The organism is Paenibacillus flagellatus (assembly GCF_003217775.1).
Taxonomy (GTDB): domain Bacteria; phylum Bacillota; class Bacilli; order Paenibacillales; family NBRC-103111; genus Paenibacillus_AB; species Paenibacillus_AB flagellatus.
This window is the reverse complement of the sequence record NZ_QJVJ01000001.1, coordinates 406,706-419,547: the sequence shown is the minus strand read 5'-3', so window position 1 is coordinate 419,547 and position 12,842 is coordinate 406,706. Positions and strand designations below refer to the sequence as shown.

The following is a 12,842-nucleotide window of genomic DNA, read 5'->3' as shown; positions in this document are numbered from 1 at the left end:
GCCGGGCGGAAGAAGCAAGGCCGGCGCACCGTTTCCGGCGAATGCATGACGAAACCTCCGCCCTGACGGGAGCGGAGGTTTCGTCGTCCGGCGCGTACGCCGGCGGGTTAGACGTTGAGCGGAGCATGCTTGCCGTGGTAGGCGTCCGGCTTGTTTTTATTTTTGCCGTTGAAACGGCGTGCCGTTTTGCGCAGCAGCGGCAGCAGGTAGTAGTCGACGCCGTATTTGCCGGCGTTGGCGCCGCCGACCAGGACGATCAGTCCGATCAGGACGAGCCAAGGGTTCGTGCTTACGGTGCCGGCGAACAGGAACATGAAGTTCATCATCAGGCCGAAGAACGCGGCTGCGGTCGTCAGCGCTCCGAGGATGAGGCCGAGACCGACCAGAAACTCGCCGAGCGGGATGAGGAAGTTAATCAGCTTCACGTTAGGCAGGGCGAAGTGTTCGAGGAACGCGGTGAAGGTCGGATACACCGCCGTATTCGTCGCCTTGTCGAGCACCGGCTTCGCGATCGCGTTTTTGAGGAAGCCGCCGGCGTCGAAGCCGCCCGTCAGTTTTTCCCAACCATGGTGCATCCATTCCCAACCGATGTAGAGCCGGATGAAGAACAGGGCGATCGCGGCGACATTGTTTTCTCTCCAAAGTTTGAACAACATGAGAACCACTCCTTCAACGTTACTAGTGAATAATTTCACAAAGGCGATTGAAAAAAAGCAGCTTCATTGAATCGAGGGACAGATCGACCTCGGCTCGCGACGTTTCCGTTCGGGATTGCCCGACCGCCGGACGATTTCGGGTTTGTCCGGATGCCTGCCTCGCGTAGCGCATCCTGCATCGCTTCCTTTCCTGCTCTTGCCCGCTTGTAGTTTCCTTTCCACGTCTTTACTGTAACACGCGGATTATCGCTTGCCTGTGACAAAAATCACGTTCCGGCGAAATTTGAAAAAAAGAATGCGGGGGGACCGGGAGCGAGCCGCATACGGCAGAAGGCGCTTCCCGCACGGGAACCTCGCCCGGGCCGGAAACGCCTTCTTGTCGCGTTATGGCAGCCACTTCGCGATCGACAAGCCTACATCGTCGATCTTCACATCCGACACGTTGCTGAGCAGTACAATCGTCCGGTCCCGCTCGGGATGCCGGTAATAAAACGCGGAAAATCCGGAGCCGGAGCCTTCGTGATACAGCGAGCCGTCTCGGCCGATATGGAGCCCGTAGCCGTACGACTTGCTATTCGGCTTCGTCATTTTGGCGTAGGAGTCGGAACTCAGCGCTTCCCCGGCCGTCAATGCCCGCTCCCACCTCCATAAATCCTCCGTCGTCGAATACAGATCGCCTCCTCCCGGAAGCGAGAAATGCGGAGCGTCCGGGCGCAGCTTCTCCCCGTCGTCCCAATAGCCCCTGGCCATTCGCTCCGGCGGACTCGACGCGAGATACTGCCCCGACCCGGTCATGCCGAGCGGCTCGAACAGGCTCGTTCGCAAAAAGTCGCCGTAAGAGACCCCCGAAACCCGCTCGATGACGTAGGCAAGCAGGGCGTAGCCGGCGTTGCTGTACCGGTACCCGGTTCCGGGTTCGAACGCCAAGCTGTCGTCCCTCAAATCGGCCACGAGCCGTTCGAGCGTGTAATCGGGGGAACGGTCGTATTCCCGGGCGAGACCCGACGTATGCGAGAGCAAATGATGGAGCGTGACCCGATCCCCGAAGGGCAATCCTTCCGCATATGCGCCGATCGGGTCCTGCAGACTCAATCGGCCCTGCTCCTCCAGCTTCAAAATCGCCGCCGCGGTAAACGATTTCGAAACCGACATCAGCCGGAATTTCGTCTGCGGACCGTTCGGGGCTCCGTCGTCCGCCAAGCCGTACCCTTTGTTCAACAGCGCTTTTTCCCCACTTGCGACGAGTACCGAGCCGTTGAACCGGTTGTCCGCCAAAAAGCGGTCCACCCAGTCGATTTTCCGCTGCAAATCCCAGTCGGCCGCCGAAGGCCACGACGACGGTGAGGGGAATTCCCCGGTACGGCCCGTTCTCGCTTCCGTCTTCAACAGATTGGCCAACCCTTTGCGGACCAAATGGACGGCGGACCCGGTCGGATCCCGTTCCAAACGGGCCCCCATCGCTTCGCTAAGCCGCTGCAGCGGAATCATCGTCTTGCCTTCGATCAGACGGACGTCCGCTTCGAGCCCGAGCTCGCGGCCGTTCAGCCTCGCCGTCCGGCTGCCGATCGCGACGACGATTTCCGACTGCAGGGCGGGGATGCGGACGGACGCCGCCTGCTTGTCCGGGTCCCACGATACTTCGGCTCCTTGGAACAGCTCGAACAGGTCGCGAAACGGAGCGAATACGACGCCGTCGATTTCGATAGCGGGCCGCTCGAAGCGCGCGGGATGGCTGTTCAGCTTCAAGTCGACCGTCCGGCTTGTCGGATGTGCGGTTACGGCCGCGTACGGATCTGCGGCGGCATACGCCCGGTTCGAAATCCGAATCGTGGCCGCTTCCGCGCCCAGCAGGGCGGCCGCGGCGATGACCAGCCACCTGCAGCGGATCGGGAACGTGCTTCGTTTCATGGCGATGGGATCATCCTTTCCAATGTGCGGGTACGGATCCGATTGTACCGGCGCAAGCTTACGACCCGCTTGCGGATCGGCTTGCGATTTCGTAAGCTTGCGCACCCTCCGGCGACGGCTACCGACGCGCGACCATGACCGGTCATAAACCGGAAGTCCCGGTTCCGAACAAAATTCGACCGGAATCTCCAAAATTAGGGTGGATTTTATCGGGACGATCGTATATGATGGGTAGGAATATAGTGGAAAGCGGAAAAGGCACACTTATCGAAAGATAAGGTCGCAAAGCGGCAGACCTGCAGGTTCGCGAAACCGATGGTGGCTGAGCTGCCGAAGCTTAGGCGGAGATTCGCAACCGGTTGTTACATCGTCCTGGCTTCCTTGTGAAGCCGGGGCTTTTTGCTTATTGAAATCGTTTTCATTTCATCGACCCGACACGTTACCAGGAGGAGAATTTCCCGCATGCGCTACGAACGGTACGAAGACTTGATCGGAAAAAAACTGCTCGACAGCATCGTGAGCGACAAAGGCGTTGTGCTCGTGCCCGCGGATACGATCTTGACCGAAAGCCACGTCGAGAAGCTGGAAAACTTCGGCATCGACATTGCCGACATCTCCGCCGGGCTGCAGGAGGACGAGACGGGGGCCGAGACGCCTGACGAACGGACCGCCGACGCCGCCGGGACGCAGGCGGCCGAAACGGAGTCCGGGCCTTCCGAAGGACGCGCCGTCGAGGCGGGCAAGCCGGCCGCCCCGCCTCCGCGGATCGCCTCGGCCCATCCGGAAGCCGGCGAGCTGGCCAAGCTGGCCGACGCCAAAATGCGGGAAATCGAGAAGCTCGTCCTCGATACGGGCAAAATTCCGATCGAGGAGGTCGAACGGAGCGTTCTGCCCGCCATACGGGAAGCGACGCAGAAGCGCAACATCTACAAGCTGTTCGCCGAGCTGAAGGCGGAGGGCGATTTCCGGTTCAAGCACAGCATCGGCGTCGCCTTCGTCGCTTCGATGCTCGGCCGGTGGCTGCGGCTGGACGAGAACGAGACGGCCCGGCTGACGATGGGCGCCAGCCTGTGCGACATCGGCTCCGTGAAGCTGCCGAGCGCGCTCGTCCACAAGACGACGGAGCTGCAGCCGCACGAATACGAAATCCTGAAGCAGCATACCGTCATCGGGTACGACCTGCTGAAGCAGTCGGGCGTGGACGAGCGCGTCGCGCTGGTCGCGCTGCAGCATCACGAGCGGGAGGACGGAAGCGGTTATCCGGCGCGGCTGAAAGGGCCGGACATTCACCCGTTCGCCAAAATCGTAGCGCTGGCGGACGTTTACCTTGCGATGACGTCGGACCGGCCCCAAAGACCGGCGATGCCGTTCTATCAGGTCATCAAGGAGCTTCACGGCGACATCGTCCGCAACCGGTTCGATTCCGCCGTCGGCATGACGTTCCTTCATCGTCTCATGGCCGCCCAAGTCGGCAGCGACATCGTATTGACCGACGACCGGCGGGGCCAAATCGTCCTGATCAACGCGAACTACCCGACGAGTCCGCTCGTCTCGCTAGGCGGCGAATTTCTCGACTTGAGCAAGACGAACGACGTGAAGATCAAGGAGATCGTCGGTTAAGCGACAGCTCGATTCGGCGGAGCCGGAAGGGAGACGGACGCTCCCTTCCGGCTAGCCGGGAATTTGCTCCTTCGCCTTGGCGATGACGGAGCTTATTTGCGTTTCCAGGCCGCGGATCGCCTCCTTGCGGTCGACCATTTGGCGGTACCGGGCGACGAGCGCTTCGAGCGTATTCGCCGCCGCTCGGGCGTCGGCCTGCTTGACGTGCGGCGGGAACGACTTCCAATCGGCGGCCGCCTGCTTCTTTTGCGCGCTCTCGGCGTCCCGCTCGGCCCGGATTTTCGCTTCGAGCGGCTCGATGCCCGCAAGCGTCCCCCGGATCGCTTTCTGCTTGTCGGACACGCTCCGCTTCGCCGTTTGCAGCGCGTTGTCCTTCGCCTGGATGTCCAGCTTGGCGAGCTGGACGGCCGGCTTCATCGCATCGGCCTGAAGCCGGAGCAAGGCGCTCAGCTCCTTGCTTTTCATCGCCCGGGCCGCCTCCAGCCTTTTGTTCAAGGCGGTGTACTGCTCCAGCAGCGGCTTGTACCGCTCCTTCGTCCGATCCGCCTCCTGCTTCAGCTTCTCGAGCTTGGCCGCGTCGATCTGCTTGATGCGCGCGCGAACGTCCGACAGCGCCTCGTCGTTGCTCTTCTGCAGCGTCTTGACGGCTTCCTCCAGGCTTCGTTCCTGCCTCTGCAGCGAGAGCAGCTCGCCGTACTGCGCGGTCAGCTTCTGCTGCAGCGTCCCGCCCGCATTCGCGGCCATTTTGTCGAACGCGGCTTTGGCCGTGGCCGACAGCTCGTACGAAGCGGCCGATGCGACGGGAGACGCCGTCGCGATCGCCAGCAGCGCGGCGGTTGCCGCCGCCCATACTCGTCCTTTCCCCAATCGAATCCCTCCTCGGCGCGCGCAAAAACGGCGGACGACAAAAAAAGCACCGGACCTAAAGGCTGTCAGCCTTTACGAACCGGTGCTTCCGTCGCAAACGTTTTTCACGCGCATATTTGAATTCGCGTTCACTATACCGTACTTGTCCGGCGGCTGTCAAGGTCGATTCGAAGCTTCACTTTTTATGCCAAAAAAGGGACTCGGATGTGGTATAGTGGAAGTCGGAACAATCGCGAGGAAAGCGGGGGACATGAAGTGCAGGCGCAAGCGCAGGCGAAATCGATACTTAAAACGCACTTCGGCTACGATACGTTCAAAAAAGGGCAGGAGGAGCTGATCGCGGGCATTATGGCCGGCCGCGACGCGCTCGGCGTCATGCCGACCGGCGCGGGCAAGTCGATCTGCTACCAGGTTCCGGCCGCCGCGATGGACGGCGTTACACTCGTCGTGTCGCCGCTCATCTCGCTCATGAAGGACCAGGTTGACACGCTCAACCAGGCGGGCATCCCGACGACGTTCATCAACAGCACGCTGTCGGCGCAGGAGGTGAACGCGCGGTTTCGCGACATCGCGGCGGGCCGGTACAAGCTCGTCTACGTCGCGCCCGAGCGGCTCGAATCGGATCGGTTCGTCCGGCTGCTCGGCGAGCTGCACATCCCGTTCGTCGCCGTCGACGAGGCGCACTGCGTCTCGCAATGGGGGCACGACTTCCGCCCGAGCTACATGTCGATCAGCCGGCTGCTCGACGTCATTCGCCCGCGGCCGGTCGTAGCGGCGTTCACCGCAACCGCGACCGACAAAGTCAAGGAGGACATCGTCCGCCATTTGCGCATGAACGATCCGGTCCGGGTGACGACCGGGTATGCGCGGGACAACCTGAGCTTCTTCGTCTTGAAGGGCGTCGACAAAAAGGCTTACTTGGCCGAGTACGTCCGCAATCGCGCCGGCGATTCCGGCATCGTCTATGCGTCCACCCGCCGGGAGGTGGAGGAGTGCTGCAGCTACTTGGTCAAGCTGGGCATCCGCGCCGGACGTTACCATGCGGGCTTGAGCGACGAGGAGCGGGCGCGCAGCCAGGAGCTGTTCCTGTACGACGAGCTGAAGGTGATGGTCGCCACGAACGCGTTCGGCATGGGAATCGACAAGTCCAACGTCCGTTACGTCATTCACTATAATATTCCCAAAAATGTCGAATCGTACTATCAGGAAGCCGGCCGCGCCGGCCGCGACGGGCAGCCCGGGGAATGCATCCTGCTGTACGCGCCGCAGGACGTCATGACGCAAAAGTTTTTGATCGAGCAGGGCGAGAGCGACGAGGAACGGAAGACGATCGAGTACGGGAACCTGCACGGCATGGTCGAGTACAGCCATACGACGGAATGCTTGCAGAAGTACATCGTCCGTTACTTCGGAGACCCGGAAGGGCAGGCGTGCGGCAGGTGCAGCAGCTGCACGGACGACCGCGAGGTGGCGGACGTGACGCTCGACGCGCAAAAAATCTTTTCGTGCGTCGCCCGCATGAAGCAGCGGTTCGGCATTACGCTCACGGCGAAGGTGCTGCGCGGGGCGAACGATGCGAAGGTGAGGCAGTTCGGCTTCGACCGGCTGCCGACGTACGGGGCGATGAGCTCGCGCAAGGAGAAGGACATCGTCAACCTGATCAACGTGCTCGTGGCCGACGGGTACATGAAGCTGACGGACAGCCAATATCCGGTGCTGACGCTGACGGCCGAAGCGAAAACGGTGCTCGAAGGGAAGGCGCAAGTGTTCCAGCGGGTGACGCCGGTGAAGCGGGCGGCCGCCTCCACGACGGACGCCGGAGACGAGTCGCTGTTCGAGAAGCTGCGCCAGCTTCGCAAGTCGTTCGCCGAGCGGGACCGGGTGCCGCCGTACACGATCTTTCACGACTCGACGCTGCGGGAGCTGTGCGTCATGCTGCCGCAGTCCGAGGACGAGATGCTGTCGGTCAAAGGCGTCGGGGAGCACAAGTACCGCAAGTACGGCCAAGAATTCCTGCAATGTATCGTCGAGCATACGGCCGGATAAGCCGGGCCGGCTCGCATTTGGAGGAGGAGAAGCGGGATGAAAATTTATGTCAGCGTCGATATGGAGGGCATCGCGGGGATCGCCCTTCCGGAGCAATTGAAGCGCGGGGACTATTTTTATCAGGAAGGCCGCCATCTGCTGACGCACGAAGTGAACGCCATCGTCGAAGGGCTGCTGGAGGCGGGCGCGACCGAAATTATCGTCAAGGACGCTCACGCGACCGGGTACAACTTCGTGCCGGAGCTGCTGCATCCGGGCGCGCTGTATTGCATGGGAGCTTCGCCGCTCGCGGAGCGGTTCCCGGGGCTCGACGAATCGTTCGACGGCGCCATGCTGATCGGCTATCACGGCATGGCCGGAGCGAAGCGGGCGGTCCGCGACCATACGTTCTCCTCGGCCTCTTATCAGCATGTCGAGCTGAACGGCAAGCCCGTCGGCGAAATCGCGCTCGACGGCCATCTGTTCGGCGCGCGGGGCGTGCCGGTCCTTCTCGTCACCGGCGACGACGCCACGTGCCGCGAAGCGGAAGCCGAGCTCGAGGGCGTCTCCGTCTACGCGACGAAATATGCGGTCGCCCGCCATGCCGCGCTCATGAAAGCGCCGCAGCAAGTTCGCGCGGAAATCCGCGAAGCCGTCAAGGAGGCGGTCGCGGGACGGAAGCGGTGCAAGCCGCACGTCATCCCGGGACCGTACGAGATGCTCGTCCGCTACATGAGCACGGATATCGCCGACTTCAAATATTGCGACGGCGACCGTTCCGTTCGGGTGGACGGCTTGAGCGTGCTGTACCGCGACGACGATTTTACCCGGCTGCTCGTCCGGGCGCTGTAAATCGGTCGAAATCGGCGCGAAAGCCGAGAATGAACCTCTTTCCGGAGTGAAACAATTCCGGGAGGAGGTTTTTTCGTGCGCCGCCGGGCGTTTCCATCATTTTCTTGATGAAAAATGACGGCGGCCGATGTTAAATAGGATAGCGGTCATATAGCCATTTTCGGGAAAAGGTGCGGAAGCTACGTGAAACGAACAACGACGACAAGCGGCGAATCGCTGCGACGCAAACTGAAAGCGCGCCATCTGACGATGATTTCGCTCGGCGGCGCGATCGGCACCGGGGTGTTCCTCGCAAGCGGATCGATTATCCGCGACGCGGGACCCGGCGGAGCGCTGGCCGCGTATGCGGTGATCGGCGCGATGGTTTATTTTCTCATGACGAGCCTGGGGGAAATGGCGACGTACATGCCGGTATCCGGCTCGTTCAGCACATACGCGGCCCGGTTCGTGGACCCGGCGCTCGGCTTCGCGTTCGGCTGGAACTATTGGTACAGCTGGGCGATTACGATCGCGGTGGAAATATCGGCGGGAGCGGTGGCGGTCGGCTACTGGCTGCCCGACAGCCCGTCCTGGCTGTGGAGCGGGCTGTTCCTCGCGCTGCTGTTTCTCTTGAACGCCTTGTCGGTCAAAGGCTACGGGGAGACGGAGTATTGGTTCTCGATGATCAAGGTGGCGACGATCATTATCTTCATCGTCGTCGGTCTGCTCATGATCGTCGGCATTATGGGCGGGGAGCCGGTCGGCTTCTCCCATTTCACGCATGGGGATGCGCCCTTCCACGGAGGCTGGCTCGCCGTATTCGGGGCGATGATGGTGGCGGGCTTCTCGTTTCTCGGCTCGGAGCTGGTCGGCGTGGCGGCCGGCGAGACGGACGATCCGCGGCGTACGGTGCCGAAGGCGATCCGCCAAGTGTTCTGGCGCATCCTGCTGTTCTACGTGCTGGCGATCGGCGTCATCGGCCTTCTGCTGCCGTATGACGACCCGGCGCTCGGCGGAGGCGGGGATTTGACCGACGTCGCGTCGAGCCCGTTCACGATCGTATTCGACAAGGCCGGTTTGGCGCTGTCCGCTTCGATCATGAACGCGGTCATCCTGTCGTCGATTTTGTCGGCCGGCAACTCGTCCATGTACGCGGCGACCCGGATGCTCTGGGGGCTCGCGAACGAAGGCTACGCGCCGAAGCCGCTCGCGCGGCTGGACAAGCGCGGCGTGCCGCTCCTCGCCCTGCTCGCGACGACCGTCGTCGGCTGCTTCGCGTTTCTCGCGTCGCGGTACGGGGAGGGAGCGGTGTTTACGTGGCTGCTGAACGCCTCCGGCTTGTCCGGCTTCCTCATTTGGCTCGGCATCGCGATCAGCCATTACCGGTTCCGCCGGGCGTTCAAGGCGCAGGGCAAATCGCTCGACGAGCTGCCGTACAAGGCGAGATGGTTTCCGTTCGGCCCGCTGTTCGCGTTCGCGCTCTGCTCGATCGTCATTCTCGGGCAGAACGTATCGGCGTTTACGGCCGGGGCGGTCGACTGGGAGGGCCTTCTCGTCTCGTATATCGGGCTGCCGCTGTTCGTGGCGCTGTGGCTCGGCTACAAGTGGGCGAAGCGGACGAAGATCGTCCCGCTCGAGCAATGCGACCTGGAGCAGGGTCGCTCCGTGCCGGACCGTTGACGCGGTGCCGGACGTTCATCCTTTTTTAACAATTCGATCATAATTGGTCATCGGAACGATCATCGTTTGTTCATTTCTCCCCGGTATACTGAGACGTGTCGGACGCAACCGGCGTCCGGCGGTCCATCATTTCCGGAAGCGCACGCTTTCGAAAACGAGCTTTGCCTTGCGGCAAAGCGCCAAGGAGGAGAATGTTCGATGAGGAAAAAGTGGTCCATGGCTTTATTGGTCGGGGTATTCGGCGCGGCGATGCTGACGGGATGTTCCGGGGGAACCGATCCGGCGATGAAAAGCGATACGGGCGGCACCAAGGTCGATTCTCCGGCGTCCGGCAGCCCGGGCGGCAGCTCGACGGGAGGTTCGACGGATTCTTCGAAATCCGGAACGTCCGGCTCGACGGGCTCGAGCGGCTCGAGCGGCTCCGCCGACACCAAAGGGTCGACCGGTTCCTCCGGCTCGTCGACGGGCTCCGCCGGAAGCGGCTCGTCCGGTTCTTCGGGCTCGGATTCGAAAAGCCCGGCTTCCGGATCGACTTCCGGCACGACGGGAACTTCCTCCGGCTCTTCCGGCGGCAACCCGACGTCCGGATCGGCAGGGGCGGGCAAGCAGGCGCCGGATTCGACGGGCAAAACCGATTCTTCCTCCGGCGGTTCGGCGGGAAGCGCCGGTACGACGGCGAAGTAACGGTTCTCCGCCATTCAACGGATGAGAAAGCGGTCGGATTCGCTAGCCTTTAGCGATGAAGGCCGCTTTTTGTTTCTGACCATGCGGGCGTGAAGCTGCCGCTCCAAAAGGCAGCAGCCCTTTCCTCGAAAAGACGTCGATCGGCGTCTTTTTTGTTTGGACGGCACGGTCCGGTATGCCATTTTTTGGCGGATGGCGGCGGCTGGTTGAACCTGTCTATTCTATCAAACTTATATTTCCTCCCGTTTTTTAATACAATGGGAGGGAGGTGATCTTAAGCGATGAACCGTTTGAAAGTGCTCGTAGCCGACGATGACCCTAACGTAAGGGAAATTTTGCGCCTTTTTTTCCATAGCCACCAATACGATTTGCTGGAAGCGCGGGACGGGGCGGAAGCCGTGGAGCTCGTGGAGCGGGAAGCGCCGGATATCGTCATCCTCGACGTGATGATGCCGGTTATGGACGGGTTCGCCGCCTGCCGCGAGATATTGAAGAAACGGGATATCCCGATCATTATGCTCACCGCCAAGGACGAGGAGTTCGACCGCGTGCTCGGACTCGAGCTGGGAGCCGACGACTACGTGACGAAGCCGTTCAGTCCGCGGGAGCTCATGTCCCGGATCAAGGCGATTTTCCGCCGGATGCAGCGCAGACCCGCGGCGGAGGAGGAGAGCCGGACGGCGCTCGAGTACGGGGAGCTGACGATCCGGCCGGACCGGCGGGAAGTGTTCGCGGGCGGCGAGAAGTGCGTTCTGCGCCCGAAGGAGTTCGATCTGCTCGCGCATCTCGCCAAGTCGCCGGGGACGGTATTTTCCCGGGAGCAGCTGCTCGAGCAGGTATGGGGGTACGATTTCTACGGCGATATCCGTACGGTCGACGTGCATATCAAGAAGCTGCGGGAGAAGCTGTCGCCCATGAAGGACGCGTATATTCATACCGTGTGGGGCGTCGGCTACAAATTCGAGGCGGTGACGGACGATGCTGCTTCGGGCGATTAACAGGAGCATTTTCCGCCGTCTCCTGTTCGGTTATTTGTTGACGGTGCTGCTCGGACTCGGGGTCGTCGGCATCGTCATTTCGTTTCTGGCCAAAGGCTACATCTACGACAGCACCCAGAACGAGCTGCTGCGCAAGGCGAAAAAAGTGAACCTGGCGATTCAGGACGGGAACGCGGCCGATGCGTCGATGGAATCGCTGCTGCTTTTTTTCGACCAGACGTTCGACGCGCGAATTTGGATTTTCGACCGCAACGGCAGCATTATCGCCACGTCGACGAAGGACGAAGTGTTCATCGGCAAGTCGGTCGCCGTATCCATCGCGAGAAAGGTCGCCGCAGGCGAGTCCGCGGTCAGCGAGCTGGCCGTCGAGGGGCTGTCGCAGCCGATGCTGTCGGTCGCCGTTCCGTGGGGCAAGGACGACCGGATCTACGGGGGAATCGTGCTGCATTCGCCGGTCAACGGCATTCAGGAGACGGTCAGTCAAATACGCGAGACGATTCTTTGGGGAACGCTCATCGGCGTCCTGCTCACTACGGCGATGGTATCTTACTTGTCGTGGTCGATATCCCGGCCGCTGCAGGCGATCGACCGCGCCGCCTCCGAAATCGGCATGGGCAACTACGCGAAGCGGATCGAGATCGATTCGACGGACGAAATCGGCGATTTGGCGCAGACGATCAACTCGATGGCCGGCAAGCTCGAGCAGACGGAGCGGGAGCGGAGCAAGGCGGAGCAAATCCGCACCGATTTTTTGGCCAACGTGTCGCACGAGCTGCGGACGCCGCTGACCGCGATGCAGGGCTTTTTGGAAGCGCTGCAGGACGGCTTGATCGACGAGGAGCGGCGCCAGCCTTATTACGACATCATGATGCAGGAGACGCTGCACATGAACCGGCTGCTCGACGACATTACGATGCTCGACAAGCTGAAAAACGGCGAAATCCGGCTTGCGCCGCACCCGGTGGACGTTCGTTCGTTTTTGCAAAGCGTCGAGCTCAAGTTCGGGACGATCGCGTCGTCCAAGCGGCTGGAGCTGCACGTCGACTGCCCGGACGGACTTCCTCCGATTCACGCGGACTACGATCGGCTGGAGCAGATCATAAGCAACGTCGTCGGCAACGCGATCAAGTTTACCGAGCGCGGAAGCGTGCGGATCGGCGCCCGGCGGGAAGGCGCCTTCGTCGTCTTCGTCGTGGCCGATACCGGGATCGGCATCGCCCCCGCGGACCGGGAGTTTATCTGGGACCGGTTTTTCAAGGCGGACCGGGGACGGGCGAAAAATCAAAAAGGGACCGGACTCGGCCTCGCCATCGTCAAAGAGCTGGTCGAGCTGCACGGCGGCACGATCGGCGTCGAGAGCGAGCCGGACCGCGGGGCGACGTTTACGATCCGGTTTCCGGCGGTACGGAGCGAAGGGGTTTCCGCGTAATGCGGCGACCCCGCGCCATTTTGGACGAGTTAAAGACCCTCCGCGTTATTGCTGCATCCGAAGCCGTTCCTATACAATGAAAGTCGGGATGTTCGTTCGGTCCCTCGGCGCGGCCGGGGGCAATCCAGAGATCGGGGAGCGTGG

General features: G+C 61.7%; 10 protein-coding genes and 1 riboswitch. Of the genes, 7 read left to right on the top strand and 3 right to left on the bottom strand.

Going from position 1 to position 12,842, the window contains the following annotated elements; translation table 11 throughout:
- Window positions 1–107 precede the first annotated feature (107 nt).
- Complete coding sequence (locus DLM86_RS01970) at window positions 108–656, bottom strand: DoxX family protein (protein WP_110838272.1); 549 nt, start codon at window positions 654–656, stop codon at window positions 108–110.
- A gap of 384 nt (window positions 657–1,040) precedes the next feature.
- Window positions 1,041–2,564, bottom strand: coding sequence for a serine hydrolase domain-containing protein (locus DLM86_RS01965; protein WP_110838271.1), 1,524 nt, complete (start codon window positions 2,562–2,564; stop codon window positions 1,041–1,043).
- 247 nt (window positions 2,565–2,811) lie between these two features.
- A riboswitch (cyclic di-GMP riboswitch) is annotated at window positions 2,812–2,899 on the top strand.
- Window positions 2,900–3,026: 127 nt separating this feature from the next.
- Here DLM86_RS01965 and DLM86_RS01960 point away from each other — a divergent pair.
- The gene (locus DLM86_RS01960; RefSeq protein WP_110838270.1) at window positions 3,027–4,184 is read left to right on the top strand and encodes an HD-GYP domain-containing protein; all 1,158 of its coding nucleotides are present in this window, start codon (window positions 3,027–3,029) and stop codon (window positions 4,182–4,184) included.
- A gap of 51 nt (window positions 4,185–4,235) precedes the next feature.
- Here DLM86_RS01960 and DLM86_RS01955 read toward each other — a convergent pair whose 3' ends face one another.
- Window positions 4,236–5,051: a coiled-coil domain-containing protein gene (locus tag DLM86_RS01955; RefSeq protein WP_110838269.1), complete on the bottom strand. Its 816-nt coding sequence runs from the start codon at window positions 5,049–5,051 to the stop codon at window positions 4,236–4,238.
- Window positions 5,052–5,306: 255 nt separating this feature from the next.
- Between DLM86_RS01955 and recQ the strand changes: the two genes are divergently transcribed.
- The 6 genes from recQ to DLM86_RS01925 all read left to right on the top strand — a co-directional run bounded on the left by recQ (window position 5,307) and on the right by DLM86_RS01925 (window position 12,698).
- The gene (gene recQ / locus DLM86_RS01950) at window positions 5,307–7,097 is read left to right on the top strand and encodes a DNA helicase RecQ (RefSeq protein ID WP_245954299.1); all 1,791 of its coding nucleotides are present in this window, start codon (window positions 5,307–5,309) and stop codon (window positions 7,095–7,097) included.
- 36 nt (window positions 7,098–7,133) lie between these two features.
- Window positions 7,134–7,928 carry a M55 family metallopeptidase gene (locus tag DLM86_RS01945; protein ID WP_110838267.1) on the top strand — a complete coding sequence of 265 codons (795 nt, stop codon included), beginning with the start codon at window positions 7,134–7,136 and terminating at the stop codon, window positions 7,926–7,928.
- 249 nt (window positions 7,929–8,177) lie between these two features.
- Window positions 8,178–9,587 (top strand): amino acid permease, encoded by a 1,410-nt coding sequence (locus tag DLM86_RS01940; RefSeq protein ID WP_110838615.1) that lies wholly within the window; start codon window positions 8,178–8,180, stop codon window positions 9,585–9,587.
- Window positions 9,588–9,785: 198 nt separating this feature from the next.
- A complete protein-coding gene (locus tag DLM86_RS31695; protein ID WP_146250133.1) occupies window positions 9,786–10,271 on the top strand; it encodes a hypothetical protein in 486 nt (161 codons plus the stop codon).
- Between the two features lie 281 nt (window positions 10,272–10,552).
- Window positions 10,553–11,269: a response regulator transcription factor gene (locus tag DLM86_RS01930; RefSeq protein ID WP_110838265.1), complete on the top strand. Its 717-nt coding sequence runs from the start codon at window positions 10,553–10,555 to the stop codon at window positions 11,267–11,269.
- Entirely contained in the window at window positions 11,250–12,698 is a 1,449-nt protein-coding gene (locus tag DLM86_RS01925) for a sensor histidine kinase (protein ID WP_110838264.1), read from the top strand. The genes DLM86_RS01930 and DLM86_RS01925 overlap by 20 nt, the downstream gene beginning before the upstream one ends.
- Window positions 12,699–12,842: the final 144 nt, after the last annotated feature.

Excerpts from the sequence above, each read along its gene's own strand:
- DLM86_RS31695 (WP_146250133.1), top strand. The coding sequence starts at position 9,786 with ATGAGGAAAAAGTGGTCCATGGCTTTATTGGTCGGGGTATTCGGCGCG.
- DLM86_RS01965 (WP_110838271.1), bottom strand. The coding sequence starts at position 2,564 with ATGAAACGAAGCACGTTCCCGATCCGCTGCAGGTGGCTGGTCATCGCC.
- DLM86_RS01925 (WP_110838264.1), top strand. The coding sequence starts at position 11,250 with ATGCTGCTTCGGGCGATTAACAGGAGCATTTTCCGCCGTCTCCTGTTC.
- DLM86_RS01945 (WP_110838267.1), top strand. The coding sequence starts at position 7,134 with ATGAAAATTTATGTCAGCGTCGATATGGAGGGCATCGCGGGGATCGCC.
- DLM86_RS01940 (WP_110838615.1), top strand. The coding sequence starts at position 8,178 with ATGATTTCGCTCGGCGGCGCGATCGGCACCGGGGTGTTCCTCGCAAGC.
- DLM86_RS01960 (WP_110838270.1), top strand. The coding sequence starts at position 3,027 with ATGCGCTACGAACGGTACGAAGACTTGATCGGAAAAAAACTGCTCGAC.
- DLM86_RS01930 (WP_110838265.1), top strand. The coding sequence starts at position 10,553 with ATGAACCGTTTGAAAGTGCTCGTAGCCGACGATGACCCTAACGTAAGG.
- DLM86_RS01970 (WP_110838272.1), bottom strand. The coding sequence starts at position 656 with ATGTTGTTCAAACTTTGGAGAGAAAACAATGTCGCCGCGATCGCCCTG.